Genomic DNA, 24,006 nt, shown 5'->3' with positions numbered 1-24,006 from the left:
CAAGCCCTGTAGGAGCGCGCTTGCCCGCGACTGCGGTGTGCCAGAGACGCATGTATCAATGACACACCGCGGTCGCGGGCAAGCGCGCTCCTACAGGTCTGAATCCTGATATCACTGCCGATGCACCGCCGTCTGCATGCCTGCCGTACTCATCGGTGTTCCCAGCGCGGTGCCGAAGAAGCGCACGGCCTCGCTGCTGAGGTTACGGTGGATGTCCTCGCGGTCCACTCCCACCGGATCGGTGCACAAACCAGGCTGGGTCGCCCGTTGCAGGTCATCGCAAGGCGCCATGAACACAAAGTGTCCGGCCCCGGGAAACAGCTTGAAGTCCGACACCTCGGGTAACTTGCGCGCCAGGGCTTCGGCGTTCTTGTCGATGGCCAGCAATTCATCGCCATCGCCGCTGTAGAGCAGCACCGGCACATGCACCTCAGACAAGGTATGGCGACCGAACATCAAGCCCAGTGGCGCCATCAGCATCAAGGCGCCGACACGGGGGTCGGCCTGGGCGTGCAGGTCATCGCGGTCAGCCAGCAGTTCGCCCTGGGTCTTGCAGGCATCGCGGTCCTGAGGCCGCTCCATGCAGTACTGACGCAAGCGCTGCAGGTCAGGTTGGGCGCCGGCGAGAATCAGCGCGGTTTCGCCCCCTGCCGAGTAACCGATCACCCCCACTCGCCGGGCACTGACATAGGGCGAGAGCATCGGGTCCAGCAAGGCGGCGCTGATCGCTTCGGAAATCTGCTGCGGGCGGCCATACAGGTTGCTCAGGCTGCCCAGGCGGCTGTGGTCCAGATAGTTGTCACCGGGGTGAAACACCGCCACCACCACAAAGCCACGGCGCGCCAGCGAGGTGGCCAAGTCATGCTGGGCCAGCGGCGTACCGGCATTGCCGTGGGAAAGCATCAGCAACGGAAAGCGCCCCATGGCGATGGTGGCGTCCTGGGTGGCCTCGACGGGATAGCCCTGGACGCGGGTCATCTGGTCCTGGTCGGTGGACGGGTAAAACGCGTAGGCGTGCATGGGCCGGGAATCGAGAGGATCGAGGAACGTCAGCTCATGAAAGCCGACGCTCCAGTTCGCCAGTTCGCTGGCCTGCACCGAAATCAGGCTGCCGAACAGGGCCAGTACCATCGCTGCACAAAGACGCATCATTGCAATGCCCCTCACCTTGTCAATCCATGCCCTGGAATCCAGACCCGAGATGTCTGATGTCCTTGTAAATCGGCGGCTGTAGCCATATGACCGGCGCGCGCCGAATACATTCAACGCCGCTTTCAAAGCGGCTTGCAGATCAATAGTGCACAAGACGGGCCAAACTCTGGAGAAACAGAAAAACTGGCCATTCCACGTACTGCGTCGACCAAACCGGGCGGCGATTCTACCCGCAACCCTTACACGTTACTCGCAAAGAAATCGCAAAGCCTGTCGCCCGGCTGAACGGGTGGTGACAAGGGGCCATAAACGACAAAAGCCCCATCGTCCGCTGGCTTGGCGCCGTTGAACGATGGGGCTTGCGGTGACACTGTCTGCTACCTCGGTGCATCGCTACACAATGCGCCGCTTAACGCCTGAAGAGGTCAGACATCAGGCAAACAGGGTTTCCTCGATGTGTTTCTTCGCAGCGCTCATGGCGTTGGCACGTGGCTCGTCGCCATAGGCCAGGCCCTGTGCGTGGACGAATTGCAGGTCGGTGACGCCGATGAAACCGAACAGCACCTTGAGCAGGTCGTCGTGGCCGGCGCTGGTTGGCTGACCGCTGTGCAGGCCGCCGGCGGTGGAAACCACGATCACTTTCTTGCCTTTGCACAGGCCTTCAGGACCGGCTTCGGTGTAGCGGAAGGTACGGCCGGCAACGGCGATGCGGTCGATCCAGGCCTTGAGTTGGCTGGAGATGCTGAAGTTGTACATCGGTGCGCCGAGAACCACGACGTCAGCCGACAGGAATTCCTGCAGCACGGCTTCGTTGGTGTCCACTTCGCGGGCTTGAGCAGCGTCGCGGCCTTCAGCCGGGGTGCCTGCTGCGGCCAGGGTGGCGCCGGAGAAATGGCTCAGTGCGTCGTTCGCCAAGTCGCGGTACACCACTTCGGTGCCCGGATGGGCGGCGGTGAAGGACTCGACAACGCCACGGCTCAGCTGGCGCGAAGCGGAATGATCGCCGAGGATGCTGGAATCGATGTGCAAGAGTTTCATAACGGGCTTCCTGAGTGAGTATCGCCGCTGGGCGACTGAATGGTGATCATCCTACCGCGCAAGCCAATAGCTGATTAGTCGGCAAAAATGCGATAGTTTGTCCCACTCACAGGACAATCAGATTTAACCCATGCAAGATCTCAACGATCTCTACTACTTCGTCCAGGTGGTCGAGTGTGGCGGGTTTGCCGCCGCCGGCCGCGCGCTGGGCATTCCCAAGTCCCGACTATCCCGGCGTATCGCGGAACTTGAAACCCGACTCAACGCCAGCCTGCTGCAACGCACCACGCGCAAACTGGCCCTGACCACCATCGGCGAGCGCTATCTGCAGCACTGCCAGGCCATGTTGCTGGAGGCGCAGATGGCCGACGAAGCCGTGGCCAGCCTGTCGTCGGAGCCTCGCGGGCGCTTGCGGGTGTCTTGCCCGGTGGGCATGACCCATTGGGGCCTGAGCGACGTGGTGACGGCATTCCTCGAACACCACCCGCACGTGCAACTGGAGTTGTTGCTGGTCAACCGCCGCGTCGATCTGGTCAACGAGAGCATCGACGTGGCCTTGCGCGTACGAGACATCGGCGACGAAGACCCCAGCCTGATCGTTCGCCAGCTCTCGCCAGCCGAAGCGGTGCTGGTGGCCTCCCCGGCCCTGGCCGCCAGCCACAGCATCCAGACGCCCCAGGATCTGGCCAGCCTGCCTGCGCTGGGCGCCATCGACGCTGACCGCAAGGTGCATTATCAACTGGTGCATCAGGACGGTCGGCGCTTTGAGGTGGTACTGGAGCCGCGCCTGGCCATCGACGATTTCCCGATCCGCAAGGCGGCCGCGGTGGCGGGGCTGGGTATCACCATGCTGCCGATGATGAACTGCCATGAAGAGTTGGCCGACGGCAGCCTGGTGCGGCTGTTGCCCGACTGGTCAATGCCCGGTGGCAACCTGCAAGCCGCCTATACCCAGCGGCGCGGATCCTTGCCCGCCGTACGTGCCTGGATCGACCACGTGACGGCGGCGTTCTCGGGCCAGTCCATGGGCTGCGCCTGAATCAACTGAAATCCAGCGGCGCGGCCCCGGTGAAATGCCGATACAGCACCACCGAGCGCAGCATCAACTCGCGCCTGCGTTCGTAGGCGCTCGGCGCGCATTTGGCGTATTCGTCCAGTTCACGGCGCACTCGCCCCTCCGCGCCTTCGGCAGCAGCCTCCAGAGCGCGGTTGGCACAGGCGGGCAGCGAATTGCGGATGCGCACATTGATGAGCAGTTCCTCGGTCGCGCCCTCCCCGGGAGGCACCACGGCCAGGCTCTTGTCCCAGTATTTCGTGAGCCAGGCCTCGAGCAGCCAGATCTGCGCCTCCTTGGTGCGCAGCGCGGCGCGGACCCAGGTACGGAAGGTCTGCCAGTCCAGGGACGTCAGCGCCGGGTTCTTGTACTTTCTGCAGTACCCGACATTGTGCGGGTTGTTGAAATGCTTGAACGCGGCGCCTTCCAGGTCAACGTCGATGGCCAGCGGCGCGCACACGCCTGCCGCCCGCAACTGACCATAAACACCTCCCTGGGTTGGTGGATAGAGCGCGGGACTGGTCAACCGGGCGAACGCCGACCGATGCTCGGCGGGCACCACGCCGCTTTGCAGCACGTAGTCCATGAAGGCGATCAGGTCGCCCTGATCCAGATGGGCGATGCCGACGCCGCCCACGCCGTAGCTCATCAGATGCTTGCCGGCGTTTGCGCTGGTCTGGGCGCTCCAGTCGCTCATGGCCGGGTCCTGGGGCAGGCCTGCGGGGTCGTCGATGCCCCATTGCGCCACGCCGAGGGTCAGCGCCAGCAATCCCAGCCCCAACTGAGCCGCGCGGTCCGTGGGTCGGTCGCGGTAGTCGAGCATCAGGCCCTTGACGAAGTCGGCCTTGAGCGTCTCGCCCTTGATGTTGTCGTCGGCCATGGGCGACCAGCCACCGCGTTCCAGAATCTGCTCGACCACGGCGTCCGGCAACGACACCTGCGCCGCCTCTGCCGGGGCGATGGCAGCCGCAAGTTGCCTGAGGTTCAAGCCGGGCCCCACCGTGGCGCCAGCGGCCCACGGCAGACAAAACACCGCGCCGCCGAAAAGAATGTCGCGTCGTGTCAAAGGCATTGCGTTTCTCCAGATGCTGACCCGCCTGCCTGCAACGGCGTTGACCGGGTATGGCAATGCATCCTGCAAAAATGATGGGCGCGACCGATCCGCTCGATCACACCCTGTCGTAAAGGGTGACAGGCGCTACAAGACTGAATCTGTTAAAACGGACATCGGACAGATTCACTGATCGAACAGGAACCCTATGAACATCGAAGACGTCGCCGAGTTTTGCCTGGGCCTGCCAGGTGCGCGGGAAGATTACAAATGGGGTGGCGTGCGGGTGTTCTCGATTGCCGAGACTAAAATGTTCGCGGTAATGGGCCTTGCCGGCAATGACCTGTCATTCAAGGTGGGGCCTGATCTGTTCCTGGGCTACATCGACCGTCCGGGCGTGCGCCCTGCCCCGTACCTTGCGCGGGCGCACTGGGTCACCCTGACCTATCCGTTCGCAATGAGCAGCGAAGAGCTACGCGAGCTGCTGACCCGTTCCCATCAACTGGTGGTCAGCAAGCTGCCCAAGCGCCGGCAAGTGGCGCTCAGGCTCGATGCTTGAACACGTCTGCAAGTTTTACCACCCCGTAGCAGCACGGCTTGCCGGCGGGGCGATCTTGAGGGCGCCCCCGCCGGCAAGCCGTGCTGCTACGGGATCCGGCTCAATAAAAATGTCGGGCCAGGAAGTTGCCACCCAGCAACAGTCGATCAATCCAGAACAACTGATGCGCCAACACAATCAGCCAGAACACCGTCTGATACGACACCTTGCGTGTCTTGTGTCGAAACATCTGCTGCGCCACCAGCGCACCCGGCCAGCCGCCCAGTAACTCCGTGGCGTGCAGGAGTTTTTCCGGGGTGCGCGGCCCCTGCTTGCGGGCCTGGCTTTTGTCATGGCCATACAGGCCGAAGGCAATCGCGCTGAGCACCGGGTAAACCAGCAGCGGCAGCCACGAGCCGCCCCGCAGCCCGATGGAGATCACCCCATACAGCGGCAATGCGCAGAGCAAGGCCATGGCGGCGAGCTTGAACTTGAGAAACCGCACGGATGCCTTGTCCGTGCGGCTGGCGGTCCTGGTTTGCGCGCGCGGGCTCACCGCATCAGGCCTGGGCACTGGACCAGTCGACCCAGCCGAACGCCCAGGTCGCCAGGATCAGCAAGCCGAAGGCAATGCGGTACCAGGCAAATACTGCATAGCTGTGGGTGGCGATGAACTTGAGCAGGCCACGCACGGCGATCATCGCGAAGATGAACGAGGTGATGAAGCCCACCGCGAACACCGCGAAATCATCAGGCTGAAACAGGTTGCGGTATTTGTAGCCGGAGTACACCGACGCCGCGACCATGGTCGGCATGGCCAGGAAGAAGGAAAACTCCGTGGCGGTCTTGCGCGACAGGCCGAACAACAGGCCGCCGATGATGGTCGAGCCGGAACGCGAAGTGCCGGGAATCATCGCCAGGCACTGGGCAAAACCCACTTTCAACGCATCGACCCAAGTCATCTCGTCCACGGTGTTCGCATGCACCTGGTGCTCGCGGCGTTCGGCCCAGAGCATGACAAAACCACCCAGCACCAGCGCCGCAGCGACCGTGATCGGGTTGAACAGGTAATGGTGGATCAGGTCGGAAAACAGTACCCCCAGTACCACGGCCGGCAACACGCCGACGATCAGGTTGAGGGTGAAACGCTGCGCCTGCGGCTTTGTCGGGAGGCCTGTGACCACCTCGAAGATCTTGTGACGAAATTCCCACATCACGGCCAGGATCGCGCCCAGCTGGATGATGATGTTGAACGCCATCGCCCGTTCGCCACCAAACCCGATGAGGTCGGCGACAATGATCTGGTGCCCGGTGCTGGAGATCGGCAAGAACTCCGTCAACCCTTCCACTACCCCAAGTATCAACGCCTGTGCGGCGGTCCAAAGATCCATCATTCCCCCAAAAAAAATGGAGCCCGCTCATGGCGAGACTCTCTTGAAATGTTCTGAGCACTGTTACGCGAACGATAAACGGTCCGATGTCAAAAAATCGCATGAACAGTCAAGATTTGCGGTGCCATGCACTCGCGCGCCGCGATCCTACCAGAGCCTTGTGGCAAACGCTCTAGCAAGGCTGTGTCAGGATCGCGGCGCGCAGGGTTCGACAGCTCACACGTCGATAGTTCGCAACCTCTGTCGCAATCGTGCCGCCACAACGCACGCCAAACGGCTTACAATCGCCGGTCGATTCATTCCCCCCTTTTCGAATGCAGGAGTCTTCATGTCCGGGCTTGAGCTGTTCGCCGCAGCACTGGGTGTCATCGCCGTCTGGCTGACCGTCAGGCAGAACCCCTGGTGCTGGCCGATCGGCCTGGTGATGGTGTTGCTCTACACCTGGATTTTCTTCGACGTGAAACTCTACTCGGACATGCTGCTGCAGGTTGTCTATGCCGTGTTGCAATTGTATGGCTGGTGGCAATGGACACGCCGCAGCGAAGTCATCGAGGGCCGTCGCGTGACGTCCCTGGGGGCCGGCCCGCTGGCCCTGAGCCTGGCCATCGGCGCGGTGGTCAGCCTGGCGCTGGGCGCTGCGATGGCCCATTTCACCGACGCCGCCCAACCCTGGCTCGACGCGGCCCTGACCGGTTTCAGCCTGGTGGCCCAGGTGTGGATGGCGCAGAAGCGCCTGCAGTGCTGGCCGTTGTGGATCGTGCTGGATGTCATCTTCGTCGGACTGTTCCTCTATAAAGATCTGTATCTGACGGCGGCCCTGTATGGCCTGTTCACCTTGCTGGCCGTGCAGGGCTGGCGAGACTGGCGCGCCGATCCGGCCATGGCCCGTTGACGCTCCCATGAAGGTATTGGTACTGACTGGCCCGGAGTCCAGCGGCAAGAGCTGGCTGGCCGAACACATCCAGCGGCATTTCGGTGGCGAACGGGTTTCCGAGTACGTGCGCTATTTCATCGAGCAGGAAGAGCGTGACACCTGCTACGCCGACATCCCCGCCATCGCTCAAGGGCAATTGGCCTGGGAAGATGCCGCCCGCGCCCGCGCGCCTGAACTGTTGATTCTGGACACACACTTGCTCAGCAATATCCTGTGGAGCCAGACCCTGTTCGGTGACTGCCCGCCCTGGCTCGATCAGGCCCTGGCCTCAAGGCACTACGACCTGCACCTGCTGCTGTCCCCGGACGGCGTGGAGTGGGTCGGCGACGGCATGCGCTGCCAGCCGGGCTTTGCCGAGCGCTGGGCGTTTTTCGAAGGGTGCCGGAGCTGGCTGGTCGAGACCGGGCAACGGTTTGAAGTGATCGACGGCAGTTGGAGCTACCGCAAGGACCGGGCGTTTGCAGCGGTGCAGCAGCTGCTGGAGACTGCGCAAAGCTGAGTCGAATGGCGTGCATTCGACTGGTTTCTTATTGCCCGCCTGTCATTCGCGAATGACTTCGCTCTCTCACAGGACAACAGGCCGGGTTCAACGAATCTGGTGTTTGTGCAATAACCGGTAAAACGTTGGCCGGGATATGCCCAGCACCTTGGCCGCCACGCTGAGGTTGTCGCTGTGGCGGGTCAGCACGTCGCACAGGGCCTGGCGTTCGGCCCGTGATTTGTACTCGTCCAGGGTGCCCATGCTGGAGCTGATTTCTTCCTCGCCCAGCAACCCCAGGTCAAAGGCTTCGATCTGTCTGCCTTCGGCCAGTACCAGGCCACGGCGCACCCGGTTTTCCAGTTCGCGCACGTTGCCGGGCCAGTCGTGCTTGCCCATGGCCACCAGCGCGTCCTGGCTGAAATTGCGCGGCCTGCGCCCGGTTTCCTGGCTGTAGAAATGGGCGAAATGATTGGCCAGCAACGCCAGGTCACCATGGCGCTCCCGCAGCGGTGCCGTCCCGACTTGCAGCACGTTGAGGCGGTAGTACAGGTCTTCGCGAAAGCGCTTCTTGCGAATGGCGGCTTCGAGATCCACATGGGTGGCGGCCAGAATCCGCACGTCCACGGCGACCCGCTCCCCGGCTATTTCGATGTGCCGGTCCTGAAGAAAGCGCAGCAGATTGGCCTGCACGTCCAGCGGCAGGTCGCCAATCTCGTCCAGGAACAGCGTGCCGCCATGGGCCGCTTCGATTCGCCCCGGCCTGCGCTGGCCGTCTTCGTCCTGGCCGAACAACTCGACCTGCAATTGCTGCTCGCCGGTGACGCTGCAATTGATCGACACGAACGGCTGATTGCGCCGCTGGGACTGCATGTGCAGGGTACGCGCCACCAGCTCCTTGCCAGTGCCGGGTTCGCCACGGATCAGCACCGGTGACTCGGTAGGAGCAAGCTTGGTCAGCAGGCGCCGCAGTTCGCGGATCGGGCGGCTCTCACCGAGCATTTCATGCTCCGGCCCACTGCCGTAATTGGCGCCCTGGGCACGCAGCCGTGCCATGCCATAGGCGCGGCCCAGGGTGACCTGCACCCGGGCGACGTCGAACGGCAATGTGTGGAAATCAAAAAACCACTCGCAGACGAAATCGCCGATCAACTCTCGGCGCAGGTCGTCGGCTGTCAGCACCGCGATCCATTCAGTGTTGCTGCGGGTGATCAATTCCTTGATCAACTGCGGCTGCTCGAAATGCTGCGGCATCAGGCGAATCAGGCCCACGTCACACGGATGGGAGGCAGCCGACTCCAGCGCGCAGCTGTCCACTTCCCATCCGGCTATGCGCAGGCCGGGAATCAGGCGCAGACATTCATCACAGGGTTCGACAATTAACAGGCGGCGGATTGATGCCATCTCATGCATATCAAGTTCCTTGGCGCCACGATTCGAATAATATTCCGTAGCAAAAACATTTTTAGAAACAGTGTCTTGGCAGCCTTGAAATGTACATTAGCAATGTTTTTGACGCGCGCTTGGACCGTTTGAATCTAAGGCTCAGATCGAAAGGTGATTAGAAAGATCAAAAAGGCATTAAAAAGGTAATCAAACTACTGGATCAGTATTGAAACACCCGTCCACAGGCAGAAACGCCGGCTGTAAACGGCACGGATCGCAAAAAAACGTAGATAAATTGAAAAATATCGAAATATCTTGTGACTCAACACTGGGGGCCGGTCATCAGTACAAGTAGCTGAACCAATGACTCTGCCGACTGGGAAGCCCGCCATCGGTGATTGAATGTTACGGGCACTTGAGGACTTTCCATGAACGCCCCTTTGCGCTTTAACGATGCTTTGCTGATCGCCGGTCACGCCTTCGAACCCTTCCAGTGCGTGGCCTGGTCCGCACAGGATGGCAATGGCGAGCTGAGCCTGACGGTCGTCGATCGCACCAGCACCCGCATTGGCCGCAAACAGATTCCAAGCAGCACCTACCGCGATCCGCAGCAACTGGCCCAGGCACTGGAACAGGCCCGCGCCGAGATCAGCGGTGAAGGTTACCGTCTGGAGCCGTGGACCATGCCAGCCTGAAAAGCGGCAGCGCCCCCAAGATCGCCCCGCCGGCAAGCCGTGCTGCTACGGGGCCTCGGTGAACTCAGATCCCGAGCACACCACATACCCGTAGCAGCCGGGCTTGCCCGCGGGAGCGATGTTGAGGGCCCCGACGCCGGCGAGCCGGACTGCTACGGAAAAGGGGGTGTATGCAAAATTGGCGTACGCAGAAAACCTCGTAGCAGTCCGGCTTGCCGGCGTAGCGATATCAGGGTGTTCACCCGCCCCAGCCGCTACCCAAGCTCGTCGATGTGCCGATACTCGGCATCCAGCAAGCGAGCAAGCTCATGCGCCCTGCCCAGCCGGATCGGTCCACGTTCGATATCGATCAACAGGCTCGGGCAGGCAAACGCGCTGACCGGCGAAATTTCCTTGATACGCCCATCGGTCAGAATCACCACCCGCTGCGCCTCCGCCGGGTAACGATCAAGCCGTTTGGCCAGCCATTCCCCCGCCTGCCCGATCGCTTCAAGCAATGGCGTGCCGCCCCCTGCACCCAAGGCTTCAAGCCAGGGCTGCAACGCCGCCCCTGCCTTCAATCCATGCTGCTGCCACCGCGCGCCGCCACCACTGGCGGTGAGCAAGGCCAGCCGCGCCCGCTGGCGATAAGCGTCATCGAACAACTGCGCCAACAGCCCTTTGGCCTGGCTCAAGGCGTGGTGCCGCCGGGTCGAAGCCGATGCGTCGACAATCACCAGCCACAGCGCCTGCGCCTTGTGTGTACGCGGCTGACGGACCAGATCGGCGCGGCGCTGCGGGCGGCCGCGCAGCAGTGTCGGCACCCAGGCAATAGCGCCTTCGCCACCGGCCCGGACTGGACCGCTCTTGCCGCCGTCAAGCCTGCCCGGCCGGGGGTTGGCATTCGCCCCCATGCTCTTGCGGGGGCGAATGCCTAAGGCTTTTTTGGCCAGCTGGGCACTTCACGCCGTGCGCCACTGGCAACGGGCTGCGCCGGCATCTGGCCCCAATTGCCCTCGCCCTGTTGCGGCGGGTTTTGGCTCGCCTGGCCAGAGCTGTCCTGATTCGGCGCGGTTGACTGCTGCGGCGGGCTTTCGCGACGACGATGGCGCAAGGCAAATTCGGCCACTGCGTCGATGTCCTCGTCCGCAATGGCTGACGCCCCGCGCCAGGCCGCATGGGCCCGAGCCGCCCGCAACCACACCAGGTCCGCACGCAGACCATCGACACCGGCCGCAAAGCAGCGCTCGGTGATCTTCGAGAGGCTCGCATCATCCAGCTCGATGCCAGCCAACAAACTGCGTGCCGTTTCGCAACGCGTCTTCAGCGCCTGCTGCTGCCCGGCCCACTGCTCGCAAAACGCCTCAGGCGCTGCATCGAAATCCAGGCGGCGACGAATGATCTGCCCGCGCTGTTCAGGCACCGTCTGCCCACTCAGGGCGACGTTCAAGCCAAAGCGGTCGAGCAGTTGCGGGCGCAGTTCACCCTCTTCCGGGTTCATGGTGCCAATCAATACGAATCGCGCTGGATGCTTGTGGGAAATGCCGTCACGCTCGACCAGGTTGACCCCACTGGCCGCGACATCCAGCAACAGGTCCACCAGGTGATCAGGCAGCAGATTGACCTCATCCACATACAGCACGCCGCCATCGGCCTTGGCCAGCACCCCCGGAGAAAAACTGGCCCGGCCCTCGCCCAGCGCCGCATCCAGGTCCAGGGTGCCCACCAGCCGTTCCTCGGTGGCGCCCAGCGGCAAGGTGACGAACTGACCACTGGCCAACAGGTCGGCCAGCCCGCGAGCCAGGGTCGATTTGGCCATGCCGCGGGGCCCTTCGATCAGCACGCCGCCGATCTTCGGGTCGATGGCCGTCAGGCACAGCGCCAGCTTCAGCTCGTCGGCACCGACCACGGCAGCCAGCGGGAAATGTGGGGTGTCGGTCATAGGCAACTCAGGTCTCTTCTATATCCAGCAACAGGTTTTCCAGCGCCTGGCGATACTCGCCCGGTTCCTGCCACAAACCGCGCTGCTGGGCTTCGAGCATGCGCTCGGTCATGTCGCGCAAGGCATCGGGGTTGTGCTGCTGGATGAAGTCCCGGGTGGAAGCATCGAGCAGGTAGGCATCGGCCAGCAGGGCGTACTGGTGATCGTCGATCAGTTCGGTGGTGGCATCGAAGGCGAACAGAAAATCCACGGTCGCGGCCATTTCGAAGGCGCCCTTGTAGCCGTGGCGCTTGACCCCTTCGATCCACTTCGGATTGGCCGCCCGCGAGCGCACCACCCGGTTGAGTTCTTCCTTGAGGCTGCGAATCTTCGGCAGGTCGGGCTGGCTGTGGTCGCCATGGTAACTGGCGACGGTTTCGCGGCTCAGGCTTTCGGCTGCCGCCAGCATGCCGCCCTGAAACTGGTAGTAATCATTGGAGTCCAGCAGGTCGTGCTCGCGGTTGTCCTGATTCTGCACCACGGCCTGCACCTTGCTCAGGCGGCGGGCGAAGTCGTTGCGCGCCGGGGTGCCTTCGTCGCCTGCGCCATAGGCATAGCCGCCCCAGTTCAGGTACACCTCGGCCAGGTCCTCGCGGGTCTGCCACAGGCGGCCGTCGATGGCGTTCTGCACACCTGCGCCATAGGCGCCGGGCTTGGCGCCGAAGATCCGCCAGCCAGCCTGTTTCGCCGCCTGCTCGGCACTCAGCCCTTCGCGCTCGAACTGCTCGCGCTCCTGGCGCACGCGGGCGGCCAGCGGGTTCATGTCATCCGGCTCATCCAGCGCGGCCACGGCCTGTACAGCGGCATCGAACAGGCGGATCAGGTTGGCGAAGGCATCGCGGAAGAAGCCGGACACCCGCAGCGTCACATCCACCCGCGGACGGTCCAGCAGACTCAGCGGCAGGATCTCGAAGTCATCGACCCGCTGGCTACCCGTGGCCCACACCGGGCGCACGCCCATCAGCGCCATGGCCTGGGCGATGTCATCGCCGCCGGTGCGCATGGTCGCCGTGCCCCAGACTGACAACCCCAGTTGACGCAGGTAATCACCATTGTCCTGCAAGTGCCTTTCCAGCAAGAGATTGGCCGATTGAAAGCCGATTCTCCAGGCGGTCATGGTCGGCAGGTTGCGCACGTCCACCGAGAAGAAATTGCGCCCGGTGGGCAGCACATCCAGCCGCCCGCGACTCGGCGCGCCGCTGGGGCCGGCAGGCACGAAACGGCCACCCAAGGCATCCAGCAGGCCACGCATTTCCGCAGGGCCGCAGTGATCCAGCCTTGGCGCCACGACTTCTAGCACCGCATTAACAATGAGTTCTAATTCATTGTTTTCAATCAATTTATAGCCATGCTGGTTATCAAGGATCTGCGTCAGCATCTGCTGCGCGTACAGCTCCAGACGCTCGCGGGTATCGCCGGTCGTGCGCCAGGGATCTGCACTGACTTCATGTAGTTCCTGAGGTTTCGGACCGCTCCACGGCTCGCCCAACGTACAGTCCAGCGGGTCGAAGCCCAGCTCGAACGCATGGCTCAAGGCACGCAACAGACTGGCTTGCGCACCTTTGCCATCACCGCGCGGCACTCGCAGAATCGCCAGCAGCGTGTCGATGCGCAAGCGGCCTTCCGGGGACTGGCCGAAGACGTGCAAGCCATCGCGAATCTGCGACTCCTTCAAGTCGCACAGGTAAGTGTCCAGGCGTGGCAGCCAGATGGCCGCGTCGGCATCTGCGTCCAGCCCTTCATCCAGCGCCAGCTCGCGGTCGATGTGGGTTTCGCGCACCAACCGCAGGATGTCCTTCTGCAGCTCGCGCGCTCGCCGTGGGTCGAGCAACTGCGCCTCGTAGTATTCGTCCGCCAGCAGTTCCAGATTGCGCAACGGCCCGTAGGTTTCGGCGCGGGTCAGCGGCGGCATCAGGTGGTCGATGATGACGGCCTGAGTGCGGCGTTTGGCCTGGGCACCCTCGCCCGGATCGTTGACGATAAAGGGATAGATGTTGGGCAACGGCCCCAGAATCGCGTCCGGCCAGCACTGCTCCGACAGCCCGACGCCCTTGCCCGGCAGCCACTCCAGATTGCCGTGCTTGCCCACGTGAATCACCGCGTGGGTGCCATAGGTCTGGCGCAGCCAGAAGTAGAACGCCAGGTAGCCATGGGGCGGGACCAGGTCCGGGTCGTGGTAGACCGCGCTGTGATCCACGTTATAGCCCCGCGCCGGCTGGATGCCGACGAAGGTCAGGCCCAAGCGCAGCCCGGCGACCATCATCCGCCCGTTGCGGCACATCGGGTCGTTCTGCGGCGAGCCCCAGCGCTCGATCACCGCCTCGCGATTGGCCTGGGGCAAGGCGTCGAACGCCGCCAGGTAGTCGTCCATCGCCATGCTTTGGTGGCAGGGGCGTTGATCGAGGCTATCGGGGTCGTTGGTCACGCCGCCCAGCAAAGCGTGTATCAGTGCGGTGCCGCTTTCCGGTAGGTCCTGGACCGGGTAGCCCTCATCCTGCATGGCCTTGAGTATGTTCAAGGCCGCCGCCGGAGTGTCGAGCCCGACGCCGTTGCCGATGCGCCCGTCGCGGGTCGGGTAGTTCGCCAGGATAAGCGCCACGCGCTTGTCGGCATTGGCGGTGCGCGCCAGCAACACCCAGCGTCGCGCCAGCTCGGCGACGAAATCCATGCGCTCGGGTTGCGCCCGGTAGCACACCACGTCGGACTGGCTGCGCTCGCTGCGCCAGGCCAGGTCTTTGAAACTGATAGGGCGGCTGATGATGCGCCCGTCCAGTTCCGGCAGCGCGATGTGCATCGCCAGATCCCGCGAACCAAGGCCCTGCTCGCTGGCCTGCCAGGCGGGTTCATTGTCCTGGGCGCAGATGGCCTGGATCACCGGCACATTTAGACGGAACGGTCGCAAATGCGGCGCTTCCGGGCTGGACTGGGCAAAGCCGGTGGTATTGAGGATCACCTCGCACTCGGCCTGATCCAGCCAGTCCTGCACGGCGTCCAGGCAGGCCGGCTCCTTGAGGCTCGCCACGGCGATGGGCAACGGGTTCAATCCCTGGGCCACCAGTCGCTGGCAGAACACGTCGATGAAGCCGGTATTGGCCGCCTGCAAATGCGAGCGGTAGAACAGCACCGCGGCCACGGGATGATCGACCTGCCATTCGGCCTGCCAGTCAGCCAGGGTCGCGCTGGCCTTGTGCGGGTGATAGATCGCCGTGCGCGGCAGGGTTTGAGGTTCTTCCCAGGCGTAGTCGCGGTCCAGCCAACGGCTGGCCAGGCAATTGAACAGCTGCAGGGCATTGTGCTTGCCGCCCTGGCGCAGGTAGTGCCAGAGCCGCTCGCGGTCCTCGGCAGGTTCAGTGCTCAGGTCGCTGAGTTCCGGGTCGGGGCGGTCGTCGCCCGGCACCAGAATCAGCTTCACGCCCGCACCTTTTCTGGAGGCCGCTGCCAGCTCCACCAGCCGTTCGACGCCGTAACGCCAGTAGCCGATGCCACCGTGCAGGGAAATCACGATGACTTTGGCGTGGCGCAGCACTTCGTCGACATAGAGGTCGACCGAGGCATGATTCTGCACCTGCATCGGGTTCGCCAGACGCAGACTGGGGTAATCGTCAGGCAGCTGCTGGGCGGTTTCGGCCAGCAGCGCCAGATGGGAATCACCGCTGCACAGGATCACCAGATCGGCAGGCGTCTGTCCCAGGTCGGCGATGCTGTCGTCGGGGACAAAGCCGCCGGGCTGGGTGCGCAGCAGGTGCATGGATCAGCCCTGAATCGCAGCGCGCAATTGGGCTTCGAGCACGGCGGCGTCCAGATCCTGACCGATCAGCACCAGATGGCTGACGCGTTCTTCGTCGGCTTTCCAGGCGCGGTCGAAGTGCTTGTCGAAACGCGTGCCCACGCCTTGCACCAGCAGGCGCATAGGCTTGCCGGGAATCGCCGCGAAACCTTTGACCCGCAGAATGCCGTGTTGCACCACGGCCTGGGTCAGGGCATCGAGCAGCAGCGCTTCGTCGGCCTGGGGCAGCGAAATGGAAATCGAGTCGAAGGCGTCGTGATCGTGGTCATCGTGATCGTCGCCTTCGTGGTGATCGTGGTGGGTCTTGCGGCCATCGATGTGCAGCTCGGACTCGGCGCCCAGGCCCAGCAACACGTTGATCGGCAACTGGCCCTTGCTGGCCTCGATGATTTTCACCGCAGGCGGCAGTTCTTCGGCGACTTCGGCACGCACGGCAGCCAGCGCCTGGGCATCGAGCATGTCGGCCTTGTTCAGGACCACCAGGTCAGCACTGGCCAGTTGGTCGGCGAACAGCTCGTGCAGCGGCGATTCGTGATCCAGGTTCGGATCGAGCTTGCGCTGGGCGTCGACCTGATCCGGGAACGCGGCGAAGGTACCGGCCACCACCGCAGGGCTGTCGACCACGGTGATCACCGCGTCAACGGTGCAGGCGTTGCGGATTTCCGGCCACTGGAAGGCTTGCACCAGGGGTTTTGGCAGGGCCAGGCCCGAGGTTTCGATGAGGATGTGGTCCAGATCGCCGCGACGGGCAACCAGCTCCTGCATCACCGGGAAAAACTCTTCCTGCACGGTGCAGCACAGGCAGCCGTTGGCCAGTTCGTAGACGCGGCCGTTGGCTTCTTCCTCGGTGCAGCCGATGGTGCATTGCTTGAGGATTTCGCCGTCGATGCCCAGCTCGCCAAACTCGTTGACGATCACCGCGATGCGGCGGCCTTCGGCGTTGTCGAGCATGTGGCGCAGCAGCGTGGTCTTGCCCGAGCCCAGAAACCCGGTAACGATGGTGACGGGGAGTTTGGCCAGTGTTTTCATCGGATGCCCTATGGGGTAGCGGCGGGCAAACAGGACGAGAACCGCGCAGCCGTCGCGCTGGACAGGCCTGCTGTTCGATTCGCCACCGGATCACCCCGCCCGGTTGTAATGAGAATTCGTGGACGTGGCGTCCGCTTCGAGGCAGGTCTCCTGGCTCACGGTGGCGAGGCTGACGCGGGTCAGGCCGCTCGCGTCCATCGCGCCTTCCCGCTCGCGCAGTGGCTGTGCAATGAACATGACCGTTTACAGTTGCGGGGGCAGCTGTGGCGTCAAACCACATTCCCTTCTTAGCACCGCAGCCTGCTTGACAGGCACAACGGTGAACCTCAAGTGCGCAAGGCTACGCAGTGCCTTGGCGAAGGTCAACGAGCAAACCGGGTGAACGGGCGCAAACGCGCCTTGCGCCGATTGACTGATCCTGCGCCCCATGCTCTCCTACACACCTTGTTACGGGTGCCCTTCACAGGGTGAAACGGGAAACCGGTGCGTGCGAGCCCCTTGGCTCGTGCAAGTCCGGCGCTGCCCCCGCAACGGTAAGCGAGCGAAGAGTCAGATCCACTGTGTCGGTCAGCGATATGGGAAGGCGATTCTTGAAGGCCGATGTCAGGCCCCTCGCAAGCCCGGAGACCGGCCCGACAACGTTCACATAACAAACCCGCGGTGGGCGGGTGCAGTTGCGTTCATCACTGACGTGCGTCAGTGGTGTGCCTTGCGCCTTCCCGTTCGCTGAAACTTTCAGAGGGAAGCGCCATGTCGATCAGCACGACCAACCAGACCAGCACCCAGACCGCCAGCTCCGCCGGCACCCAGAGCCAGCGCCTGACTGCCGCCGTCAGCGCGATGATTCTGGGCGCGTGCCTGGTTTATTTCGCGGGTTTCTCGCACATCGACGCCGTGCACAACGCCGCGCACGACACCCGTCACAGCTCCGCCTTCCCTTGCCACTGAGACCTGCCGCCATGTTCAAGCGTATCGCTCAAACAGCCGGTTTCACTGGCCTGCTCGCAGCCCTGCTGCTGACCCTCGTGCAAAGTTTCTGGGTCGCGCCGTTGATCCTGCAAGCCGAAACCTATGAAAAGGCCCCCGCCGCCGAAATGCACGAGCACGCCCACGAGCATGGCGACGCAGCCATGGCCGGCCACGTGCACGACGAAGAAGCCTGGGAGCCGGAAGACGGCTGGCAGCGCGTGCTGTCCACCACCGGCGGTAACCTGGTGGTCGCGGTGGGCTTCGCCCTGATGCTGGCGGCGCTTTACACCTTGCGCGCTCCGTCGAAAACCAGCCAGGGCGCACTCTGGGGCCTGGCCGGTTTCGCCGTGTTCGTCCTCGCCCCTACCCTGGGCCTGCCGCCGGAACTGCCGGGCACTGCCGCCGCCGACCTGACCCAGCGCCAGATCTGGTGGATCAGCACCGCCGCCTCCACCGCCGTGGGCCTTGCGCTGATCGTGTTCGCCCATAACTGGCTGCTCAAGGTGCTGGGCGCGGCCATCCTGGTGGTGCCGCACATCGTCGGCGCCCCGCAGCCGCTGGTGCATTCGGCACTGGCGCCTGAAGCGCTCGAAGCCCAGTTCAAGATTGCCTCGCTGCTGACCAACGCGGTGTTCTGGGTGGCGATGGGCCTGATCAGTGCCTGGCTGTTCCGTCGTCATGACGCCCACGCTGCACAGCCTGGCCTGAACCACGCGGTATGAATAAGGCAGCCGCGAGGCCGATCCTGGTGATCGGCCTGGGCTGCCAGCGCGGTTGCCCGGCACTGGTGCTGCGCGGTCTGATCGAGGTGACGCTGGTCGAGCATCGGCTGGCACTGTCAGACATCACGGCCCTGGCTTCCATCGACAGCAAGTCGACGGAGCCGGGGTTGCTGGAACTGGCCGAAGAGCTTGGATTGCCGCTGCATTTTTTCAGCGCTGCAGAAATGGCAGTGTTCGAACCGCAACTGACCCATCGTTCACTGATCGCCTTCGACACCACCGGCTGCTACGGTGTGGCGGAGAGCGCGGCGCTGGCGTTGGCCACACGCTTGACAGGCCGTGCGTCCAGGCTGTTGATAAAACGGCGTAAAACCTCCCGCGCCACTTTTGCGCTGGCCTCGAACCTGTAGGAGCGCGCTTGCCCGCGACGGCGGTGTATCAGTCACACCTGTGTCGTCTGGCACACCGCCGTCGCGGGCAAGCGCGCTCCTACAGGGTGAGATTTGATTTCGGAGATGCAATGACTGTTTTTTTCATCGGTGCAGGCCCAGGCGATCCGGATCTGATCACGGTCAAGGGCCAACGGTTGATCCGCACCTGCCCTGTCATCATCTACGCCGGATCACTGGTGCCAGAGGCAGTTCTGGAGGGGCATTCGGCGGTCCAGGTGGTCAACAGCGCCGAGTTGCACCTGGAACAGATCATCGCCTTGATGAAATCCGCTCATGCAAACGGCCAGGATGTGGCCCGCGTGCACTCCGGCGACCCGAGCCTGTACGGCGCCATCGGCGAGCAGATTCGCTGCCTGCGTGAACTCGGTATCCCGTTCGAAATCATCCCCGGGGTGACCGCCACTGCGGCGTGCGCTGCGTTGCTGGGCACCGAACTGACCCTGCCGGACATCTCCCAGAGCGTGATCCTGACTCGTTACGCAGACAAGACCGCCATGCCGGAGGGTGAGGAACTGGGGGATCTGGCGCAGCACAAGGCGACCATGGCGATCCACCTGGGGGTCAACAACCTGGGGAAAATCGTCGCCGAACTGACGCCGCACTATGGTCAGGATTGCCCGATAGCCGTGGTTCACCGGGCCAGCTGGCCGGATCAGGACTGGGTGGTCGGGACCTTGGCGGATATCGAACAGAAAGTGCAGGCCAAGGGGTTTCGACGCACGGCGTTGATTCTCGTGGGCCGGGTATTGGGCAATGACGTGTTCAGCGAATCATCGCTGTACCGCGCAGGGCATGCGCATTTGTTTCGCCCTTGAGCCCGCTCCCGCCGGCAAGCCGTGCTGCTACAGGATGGCGGGCACCGATGAATTTTGTGCCTTGCCTCGGCCCCGTAGCAGCACGGCTTGCCGGCGGGGACATTCTCAAGATCGCTCCCGCTGGCAAGCCATGCTGCTACGGGGTATCGACACCATGAAAAAAGCCCCGAACCAGTCGGGGCTTTTTTGCAGCGAAACACTCAGTAATAAGCGTTTTCTTTCTGCGTGTGGTCGGTCACGTCACGTACGCCCGACAGCTCAGGGATGCGCTCGAGCAGTGTGCGCTCGATGCCTTCCTTGAGGGTCACGTCAGCCTGGCCGCAGCCTTGGCAGCCGCCGCCGAATTGCAGCACGGCGATGTTCTTGTCTTCTTCCTCGACCACGTCGATCAGCGTCACCTGGCCGCCGTGGCTGGCCAGACCCGGGTTGATCTCGGTCTGCAGGTAGTAGTTGATGCGCTCGTTGATCGGGCTGTCGGCATTGACCATCGGCACCTTGGCGTTCGGCGCCTTGATGGTCAACTGGCCGCCCATGCGGTCGGTGGCGTAGTCGACCACGGCGTCGTCCAGAAAGGCCTCGCTGAAGGAGTCGATCCAGGCCGTGAAGCTCTTGAGGCCGATGGCCTTGTCTTCCGGTTTTTCTTCGCCCGGCTTGCAGTAGGCAATGCAGGTTTCAGCGTATTGGGTGCCAGGCTGGGTAATAAACACGCGGATGCCGATACCGGGGGTATTCTGCTTCTGCAGCAGATCGGCCAGGTAATCGTGGGCGGCATCGGTAATGGTAATAGCGGTCATGAAAATTCCTCGCAGACGTGGGGCGCAGTCTACGCCATTCCACGTCAACTGACAAAGTCCTAGTATTTCACTCAACTAATGCGAATGAAAATAAATTCTCATGAAAGCGCGGCCTCACGGGACGTCCTGCGGCTGTCCAGCCAGCCCTTCATGCGTCGGTACAGGCCCTTCTCGATCCACTCGTAACTGAGCCAGGCGCCCAGCGCGATCACCGGCACGCAGATGGCGAACGCCAGGTATGGGTTCAGGCCATAGCGCTCGCTGGCCAGCCAACCCCCATACAGCACCAGCACGTGCAGCAGGTACACCGAGTAGGAACAGTCGCCCATGGTCTTCAGCAACCTACTGCCGCGCATGTACGGTTCCAGCGAGATGCACGCCACCACGATCACCGCGCTCGGCAGGCCCCAGTTGACGATCCGTAGATCCGGCGGCAACTGCTTGATGGTCAGCAACGCCCCGCCGATGGCCAGCAGGGGCAGCCACAGGCGCTCGGTGATCCAGCCGCGACGGTAAGCGACGCCGATGCCGATACCCAGCAGGAACTCATAGACGATGTCATTGGCGTAAAAGCGGCTGATGAGGCCCGAGCGGCCCAGCACGTCGGTCACGGCGAACAGCGCGGCGGCAATGATAAGCGGTCGAAGGCGTTGCTGGAACAGGAAGACCATGGAAAACAGCACGTAGAACAGCATTTCGTAGTTGAGGGTCCAGCCGACGTTGAGCGTCGGATAGAGGCCATAGCCGCCGGGGTTTTCCGAGGGGATGAACAACAGTGAGAGGATGAAGCTCTGCCAGTCCACCACCTGATGGGGCAAGAGCGGATGGGCGACCACCACCAAAAGGCCCATGACCAGGGTGTAGAGCCAGTAGGCCGGCACGATGCGGATGATGCGGTTGAGCATGAAGCGGCTGGCGGGAATGTCCTTGTCCACCGTGGAGAGGTAGATCACAAGGCCGCTGATGACGAAAAAGATGTCGACGCCTACAGCGCCTTTCTCGGTGAAGAACCGGCCAATCGGGCCGCTGGGATGAAAATCGAAAAAAATCTGCATGAAGTGGTGACACACAACGACCCACGCGGCGAGTGCCCGCAGGGCCTGAACCGAAATCAACATCTGCAACCTCTTGCTTGTCCGGGCTTGACCCACCCTCCAGAACCTCGAAAACGCCATGCCGGGCACGACTGCTCACAGGGTCCGACTTCGACTTTGGCGAAAAGGTTCGGCAAGACTGACGGGCTGCATAATGGCTGCAGGCCATGATTTATAAGGCTTTTCCGGTTTTACCCCGCGTGCATGGGGGTGACATCAATGCGTCGGGCAACGCAAAAAAATGTAGCAGCACGGCTTGCCGGCGGGGGCGGCCTCAAGATCGCCCCCGCCGGCAAGCCGTGCTGCTACGGATCTGATATCACTCAGAGATTCTCGTACCGATTCATATCCAGCACCCCCGCCTCCTGCGGCTCGGTCTCCTGGATGTAATGATCAAGGTCATGGAAATAGGTCCAGAACAGCGGATGGCTGCGGCGCACGCCCCAGCGTTCGACGATCTTCTCGAACGCTTCCTTGTGGTCATGGGCCTTCTCCATCGCATCCACGAAGGCACTCACTTCATTGGCCGGAATGTTGAAGATGAAGTTCGGGTAGCTGCTCAGCACCCCGGGGTAGATCGTCAGGTTGTCCAGCCCCGGCTGATAGCGGTACGCCTCGCCCAGCAGGAACGCCACGTTACTGTGGGCGCGGTTGCGCAGCATGCTGTAGACGATGCGCTTGCCGGTGCCGTCCTGGATCCGCAGCATGGTCGCTTCCGGCAACTGATTGATGACCTTGAGCCCTGCCGCAGGGCGCGCCACCAGCCGGCTCAGCGACTGTTCCACATCGCTGAACACCGGCCCCACGCCCGGACGCGAACAATAGGCGCCCGAGCAGCGGTTGATCGGATCGGGAGCGGCGTTGAGCGTGCCGGCGCGCTCGATCAGCTTGCGTTCGAAGTCGCGCTTAGGGTCTTTCTCATCGAGTTTCATGCCGGTCGGGGTGTCATCGTCGATGGCCTGATAGTCCAGCCACATCTTCACTTTGCCGCTGTTCTGGTACCAACTGCCCAGGATGTCGTCGCGCTTGTCGGCCGGCATCAGGCGCAGGAAATTGACCTCCGCGCCATTGCGGATCAGGTCGAAATACAGACGCGTCTGCACCTGATGGGACACGTTGCCGTACACATCGAAGTTCACCACCAACTGGTAATAGGTGCGCTCCAGCAGCGGGTAGTCGAACAGCCACACGGTGGTTGGCAGGTCGCCGATCAGGCCCTTGTTCACCGTGGCGCTGTCGAAGTGGCGGAAGATGGTCAGCAATGCGTTGTCGTTGCCCGCCCACAGCGTCGCCCAGCCCGGTGGCGGCATGTGCGCGTAGGCATCGCTGCGCAGGTCTTCGTAGGCATTGCGCTTGTCGCGGTAGTTGTGCCAAAGGCTCAGGACACTGCCCACATCATCGTCCTGCCCCGGCATCGCCAGCAACGGCGTGGCCTGGGCGCGGTACGCCGCATCGGTGATGTAGCGATCGTGGGCCGGTTCCTGGAACAGCGCCCAGAAATGGTCGCGAATCACGTCGGTGGCGATCTGCCCTCGGCACACCGGCCCGCGAATGAAGGTGCGCACAAAGTATTCGGCGTTATCCAGCATGAACTGGTAACGGGCCACCGCCGGGATTTCCTTGAAGGTGTCGAACGGGTTGGCTCGACGCTGCGGGCCGTAGCCCGGCAGCGAGGTGGCGTGCCAGTTGCCGCTGTAGAACAGTTGCTTGACCCGCGCCAGCTTCTGCGGCCCCATCGGGTAGGTGATGTGGGTCTTGTGCACGATCACGCCCTGCACCGGCATCAGGCGGTAATAGAAGGTGGTGCCGGGGTCATCATCGGGGCGACGGGTAGCGATCAGGTCCACCGGCTGGCCACTCGGCGTGCGCGAACGCACCCACTGGAAGAAATGCCCCTGCTGGCCATCGGTGAAATAGATGTGCGCGAGGAACAGGTGCTCGTACAGCCAGCGCGCCACCAGCGCCTCGGTGGAGCCTGGGCGATTGAACAGGCTTTCCCATTCGTTGATCTGCGCGGCCTCTCCTGCGCTCGGCTGCAGCGGCGTCTGCTCGACCGGCGCACCGGCGGCCAGCCAGGTCTGCAAGGTGTTGTACTGGGCGTCGGTCAAGCCGGTGACCGCCAGCGGCATGCCCTGCCCCGGATGCGACTTGGCGTAGCCCTCGAACTCCTGGGGCAACGGGCACATGTTCTCGCGGTTGAGGCCTAGCACGATGTCGTCCGGCAGCTTGGCGTTGGGCACCAGCGGCGCGCTATGGCCGAACTCCAGCATTTTCGCCAGCAAGGCGGCCTGGTTGCTCTGGCCGTCGAGTACCGAATAGAAGCCCTTCTTGCGCCAGGCTTCCGGACCCTGGGCGTCATAGAAAATCCGCGACGGCGCGATCGCCTGGCTGCGGTCGCCCTGGTACACCGGCACTTTTGACGCCCCGCGCAGCACACCTTCGCCGCTGCCCAGGTTCAACTGGCAGGCGGCGTCGTTGCAGGCATGGCAGGCCACGCACTTCTCGGTGAAGATCGGCTGGATGTCGCGGCTGTAGGAAATGGCCGGGTGTGGAGAGACGGGTTGCGCAAGGGGTGACTGCGCGAACGCTGCACCGCAAAACAATAGGGCCAGGGAAATGGCGAACACGCGATGCAACATGGAACGGACGTCCTGAATATTTAAACCT

The 24,006-nt window shown here is 63.0% G+C and carries 22 protein-coding genes and 2 riboswitches; of the genes, 9 read left to right on the top strand and 13 right to left on the bottom strand.

Annotated elements, in window-relative coordinates; all coding sequences use genetic code 11:
• Positions 1-111 precede the first annotated feature (111 nt).
• Together ACIPOO_RS25545 and ACIPOO_RS25540 are read right to left on the bottom strand one after the other, a co-directional pair.
• A complete protein-coding gene (locus ACIPOO_RS25545) occupies positions 112-1,152 on the bottom strand; it encodes an alpha/beta hydrolase family protein (RefSeq protein ID WP_400610679.1) in 1,041 nt (346 codons plus the stop codon).
• A gap of 432 nt (positions 1,153-1,584) precedes the next feature.
• Positions 1,585-2,190, bottom strand: a complete 606-nt coding sequence (locus ACIPOO_RS25540) for an FMN-dependent NADH-azoreductase (RefSeq protein ID WP_274135826.1) — start codon at positions 2,188-2,190, stop codon at positions 1,585-1,587.
• Between the two features lie 130 nt (positions 2,191-2,320).
• Between ACIPOO_RS25540 and ACIPOO_RS25535 the strand changes: the two genes are divergently transcribed.
• The gene (locus tag ACIPOO_RS25535) at positions 2,321-3,229 is read left to right on the top strand and encodes a LysR substrate-binding domain-containing protein (RefSeq protein ID WP_400610677.1); all 909 of its coding nucleotides are present in this window, start codon (positions 2,321-2,323) and stop codon (positions 3,227-3,229) included.
• Position 3,230: 1 nt separating this feature from the next.
• Here ACIPOO_RS25535 and ACIPOO_RS25530 read toward each other — a convergent pair whose 3' ends face one another.
• Complete coding sequence (locus tag ACIPOO_RS25530; protein WP_400610675.1) at positions 3,231-4,316, bottom strand: hypothetical protein; 1,086 nt, start codon at positions 4,314-4,316, stop codon at positions 3,231-3,233.
• Between the two features lie 187 nt (positions 4,317-4,503).
• Here ACIPOO_RS25530 and ACIPOO_RS25525 point away from each other — a divergent pair, with 187 nt between their 5' ends.
• Positions 4,504-4,854 carry an MmcQ/YjbR family DNA-binding protein gene (locus ACIPOO_RS25525; RefSeq protein ID WP_274135829.1) on the top strand — a complete coding sequence of 117 codons (351 nt, stop codon included), beginning with the start codon at positions 4,504-4,506 and terminating at the stop codon, positions 4,852-4,854.
• 100 nt (positions 4,855-4,954) lie between these two features.
• Here the strand turns inward: ACIPOO_RS25525 and ACIPOO_RS25520 are convergent, their stop codons facing one another.
• Positions 4,955-5,389, bottom strand: coding sequence for a DUF1294 domain-containing protein (locus tag ACIPOO_RS25520; RefSeq protein WP_400610673.1), 435 nt, complete (start codon positions 5,387-5,389; stop codon positions 4,955-4,957).
• A gap of 4 nt (positions 5,390-5,393) precedes the next feature.
• On the bottom strand, positions 5,394-6,224 hold the full coding sequence (locus ACIPOO_RS25515; RefSeq protein WP_274136624.1) for an undecaprenyl-diphosphate phosphatase: 831 nt from the start codon (positions 6,222-6,224) through the stop codon (positions 5,394-5,396).
• A 328-nt stretch (positions 6,225-6,552) separates the two neighbouring features.
• Between ACIPOO_RS25515 and pnuC the strand changes: the two genes are divergently transcribed.
• Positions 6,553-7,116, top strand: coding sequence for a nicotinamide riboside transporter PnuC (pnuC, locus tag ACIPOO_RS25510; RefSeq protein WP_400610671.1), 564 nt, complete (start codon positions 6,553-6,555; stop codon positions 7,114-7,116).
• Between the two features lie 7 nt (positions 7,117-7,123).
• Positions 7,124-7,657, top strand: coding sequence for an AAA family ATPase (locus ACIPOO_RS25505; protein ID WP_400610669.1), 534 nt, complete (start codon positions 7,124-7,126; stop codon positions 7,655-7,657).
• 87 nt (positions 7,658-7,744) lie between these two features.
• Here the strand turns inward: ACIPOO_RS25505 and ACIPOO_RS25500 are convergent, their stop codons facing one another.
• Positions 7,745-9,049 (bottom strand): sigma-54 dependent transcriptional regulator, encoded by a 1,305-nt coding sequence (locus ACIPOO_RS25500; RefSeq protein ID WP_274136627.1) that lies wholly within the window; start codon positions 9,047-9,049, stop codon positions 7,745-7,747.
• A gap of 401 nt (positions 9,050-9,450) precedes the next feature.
• Between ACIPOO_RS25500 and ACIPOO_RS25495 the strand changes: the two genes are divergently transcribed.
• Entirely contained in the window at positions 9,451-9,717 is a 267-nt protein-coding gene (locus tag ACIPOO_RS25495; RefSeq protein ID WP_274136629.1) for a hypothetical protein, read from the top strand.
• 254 nt (positions 9,718-9,971) lie between these two features.
• Here the strand turns inward: ACIPOO_RS25495 and ACIPOO_RS25490 are convergent, their stop codons facing one another.
• From ACIPOO_RS25490 to cobW, 4 genes are read right to left on the bottom strand one after another with little or no spacing between them, the layout of a single operon-like run.
• The gene (locus tag ACIPOO_RS25490) at positions 9,972-10,610 is read right to left on the bottom strand and encodes a VWA domain-containing protein (RefSeq protein WP_400610666.1); all 639 of its coding nucleotides are present in this window, start codon (positions 10,608-10,610) and stop codon (positions 9,972-9,974) included.
• Positions 10,611-10,630: 20 nt separating this feature from the next.
• The gene (locus ACIPOO_RS25485) at positions 10,631-11,638 is read right to left on the bottom strand and encodes an ATP-binding protein (RefSeq protein WP_400610664.1); all 1,008 of its coding nucleotides are present in this window, start codon (positions 11,636-11,638) and stop codon (positions 10,631-10,633) included.
• 7 nt (positions 11,639-11,645) lie between these two features.
• Positions 11,646-15,425 (bottom strand): cobaltochelatase subunit CobN, encoded by a 3,780-nt coding sequence (gene cobN / locus ACIPOO_RS25480; RefSeq protein ID WP_400610662.1) that lies wholly within the window; start codon positions 15,423-15,425, stop codon positions 11,646-11,648.
• Positions 15,426-15,428: 3 nt separating this feature from the next.
• A complete protein-coding gene (cobW, locus tag ACIPOO_RS25475) occupies positions 15,429-16,493 on the bottom strand; it encodes a cobalamin biosynthesis protein CobW (protein ID WP_400610660.1) in 1,065 nt (354 codons plus the stop codon).
• Positions 16,494-16,615: 122 nt separating this feature from the next.
• A riboswitch (cobalamin riboswitch) is annotated at positions 16,616-16,837 on the bottom strand.
• A gap of 90 nt (positions 16,838-16,927) precedes the next feature.
• Positions 16,928-17,144, top strand: a riboswitch (cobalamin riboswitch).
• Between the two features lie 99 nt (positions 17,145-17,243).
• Here cobW and ACIPOO_RS25470 point away from each other — a divergent pair.
• The 4 genes from ACIPOO_RS25470 to cobM all read left to right on the top strand — a co-directional run bounded on the left by ACIPOO_RS25470 (position 17,244) and on the right by cobM (position 19,451).
• Positions 17,244-17,441, top strand: coding sequence for a CbtB-domain containing protein (locus ACIPOO_RS25470; RefSeq protein WP_400610658.1), 198 nt, complete (start codon positions 17,244-17,246; stop codon positions 17,439-17,441).
• Positions 17,442-17,452: 11 nt separating this feature from the next.
• On the top strand, positions 17,453-18,184 hold the full coding sequence (locus ACIPOO_RS25465; RefSeq protein WP_274136638.1) for a CbtA family protein: 732 nt from the start codon (positions 17,453-17,455) through the stop codon (positions 18,182-18,184).
• Positions 18,181-18,594 (top strand): cobalamin biosynthesis protein, encoded by a 414-nt coding sequence (locus ACIPOO_RS25460; RefSeq protein ID WP_400610656.1) that lies wholly within the window; start codon positions 18,181-18,183, stop codon positions 18,592-18,594. Before ACIPOO_RS25465 ends, ACIPOO_RS25460 begins: the two co-directional genes overlap by 4 nt.
• Positions 18,595-18,704: 110 nt before the next feature.
• A complete protein-coding gene (cobM, locus tag ACIPOO_RS25455) occupies positions 18,705-19,451 on the top strand; it encodes a precorrin-4 C(11)-methyltransferase (protein ID WP_400610654.1) in 747 nt (248 codons plus the stop codon).
• A gap of 200 nt (positions 19,452-19,651) precedes the next feature.
• Here cobM and nfuA read toward each other — a convergent pair whose 3' ends face one another.
• The 3 genes from nfuA to ACIPOO_RS25440 form a co-directional block, all read right to left on the bottom strand.
• Positions 19,652-20,245, bottom strand: coding sequence for a Fe-S biogenesis protein NfuA (gene nfuA, locus ACIPOO_RS25450; protein WP_274136641.1), 594 nt, complete (start codon positions 20,243-20,245; stop codon positions 19,652-19,654).
• Between the two features lie 98 nt (positions 20,246-20,343).
• The gene (locus tag ACIPOO_RS25445) at positions 20,344-21,363 is read right to left on the bottom strand and encodes an acyltransferase (protein WP_274136642.1); all 1,020 of its coding nucleotides are present in this window, start codon (positions 21,361-21,363) and stop codon (positions 20,344-20,346) included.
• 299 nt (positions 21,364-21,662) lie between these two features.
• The gene (locus ACIPOO_RS25440; RefSeq protein WP_400610652.1) at positions 21,663-23,978 is read right to left on the bottom strand and encodes a fatty acid cis/trans isomerase; all 2,316 of its coding nucleotides are present in this window, start codon (positions 23,976-23,978) and stop codon (positions 21,663-21,665) included.
• Positions 23,979-24,006: the final 28 nt, after the last annotated feature.

Origin of the sequence: Pseudomonas sp. NPDC090201, assembly GCF_044746825.1 — a bacterium.
GTDB lineage: Bacteria > Pseudomonadota > Gammaproteobacteria > Pseudomonadales > Pseudomonadaceae > Aquipseudomonas > Aquipseudomonas putida_AD.
The sequence above is the reverse complement of the archived record's forward strand: the minus strand, read 5'-3'. Positions and strand labels throughout refer to the sequence as shown.

Bases quoted from the DNA above. Each gene is read 5' to 3' on its own strand.
- ACIPOO_RS25545 (WP_400610679.1), bottom strand. From the start codon at position 1,152: ATGATGCGTCTTTGTGCAGCGATGGTACTGGCCCTGTTCGGCAGCCTG.
- ACIPOO_RS25540 (WP_274135826.1), bottom strand. From the start codon at position 2,190: ATGAAACTCTTGCACATCGATTCCAGCATCCTCGGCGATCATTCCGCT.
- ACIPOO_RS25535 (WP_400610677.1), top strand. From the start codon at position 2,321: ATGCAAGATCTCAACGATCTCTACTACTTCGTCCAGGTGGTCGAGTGT.
- ACIPOO_RS25530 (WP_400610675.1), bottom strand. From the start codon at position 4,316: ATGCCTTTGACACGACGCGACATTCTTTTCGGCGGCGCGGTGTTTTGT.
- ACIPOO_RS25525 (WP_274135829.1), top strand. From the start codon at position 4,504: ATGAACATCGAAGACGTCGCCGAGTTTTGCCTGGGCCTGCCAGGTGCG.
- ACIPOO_RS25515 (WP_274136624.1), bottom strand. From the start codon at position 6,224: ATGGATCTTTGGACCGCCGCACAGGCGTTGATACTTGGGGTAGTGGAA.
- pnuC (WP_400610671.1), top strand. From the start codon at position 6,553: ATGTCCGGGCTTGAGCTGTTCGCCGCAGCACTGGGTGTCATCGCCGTC.
- ACIPOO_RS25505 (WP_400610669.1), top strand. From the start codon at position 7,124: ATGAAGGTATTGGTACTGACTGGCCCGGAGTCCAGCGGCAAGAGCTGG.
- ACIPOO_RS25500 (WP_274136627.1), bottom strand. From the start codon at position 9,049: ATGCATGAGATGGCATCAATCCGCCGCCTGTTAATTGTCGAACCCTGT.
- ACIPOO_RS25495 (WP_274136629.1), top strand. From the start codon at position 9,451: ATGAACGCCCCTTTGCGCTTTAACGATGCTTTGCTGATCGCCGGTCAC.
- ACIPOO_RS25490 (WP_400610666.1), bottom strand. From the start codon at position 10,610: ATGGGGGCGAATGCCAACCCCCGGCCGGGCAGGCTTGACGGCGGCAAG.
- ACIPOO_RS25485 (WP_400610664.1), bottom strand. From the start codon at position 11,638: ATGACCGACACCCCACATTTCCCGCTGGCTGCCGTGGTCGGTGCCGAC.
- cobN (WP_400610662.1), bottom strand. From the start codon at position 15,425: ATGCACCTGCTGCGCACCCAGCCCGGCGGCTTTGTCCCCGACGACAGC.
- cobW (WP_400610660.1), bottom strand. From the start codon at position 16,493: ATGAAAACACTGGCCAAACTCCCCGTCACCATCGTTACCGGGTTTCTG.
- ACIPOO_RS25470 (WP_400610658.1), top strand. From the start codon at position 17,244: ATGTCGATCAGCACGACCAACCAGACCAGCACCCAGACCGCCAGCTCC.
- ACIPOO_RS25465 (WP_274136638.1), top strand. From the start codon at position 17,453: ATGTTCAAGCGTATCGCTCAAACAGCCGGTTTCACTGGCCTGCTCGCA.
- ACIPOO_RS25460 (WP_400610656.1), top strand. From the start codon at position 18,181: ATGAATAAGGCAGCCGCGAGGCCGATCCTGGTGATCGGCCTGGGCTGC.
- cobM (WP_400610654.1), top strand. From the start codon at position 18,705: ATGACTGTTTTTTTCATCGGTGCAGGCCCAGGCGATCCGGATCTGATC.
- nfuA (WP_274136641.1), bottom strand. From the start codon at position 20,245: ATGACCGCTATTACCATTACCGATGCCGCCCACGATTACCTGGCCGAT.
- ACIPOO_RS25445 (WP_274136642.1), bottom strand. From the start codon at position 21,363: ATGTTGATTTCGGTTCAGGCCCTGCGGGCACTCGCCGCGTGGGTCGTT.
- ACIPOO_RS25440 (WP_400610652.1), bottom strand. From the start codon at position 23,978: ATGTTGCATCGCGTGTTCGCCATTTCCCTGGCCCTATTGTTTTGCGGT.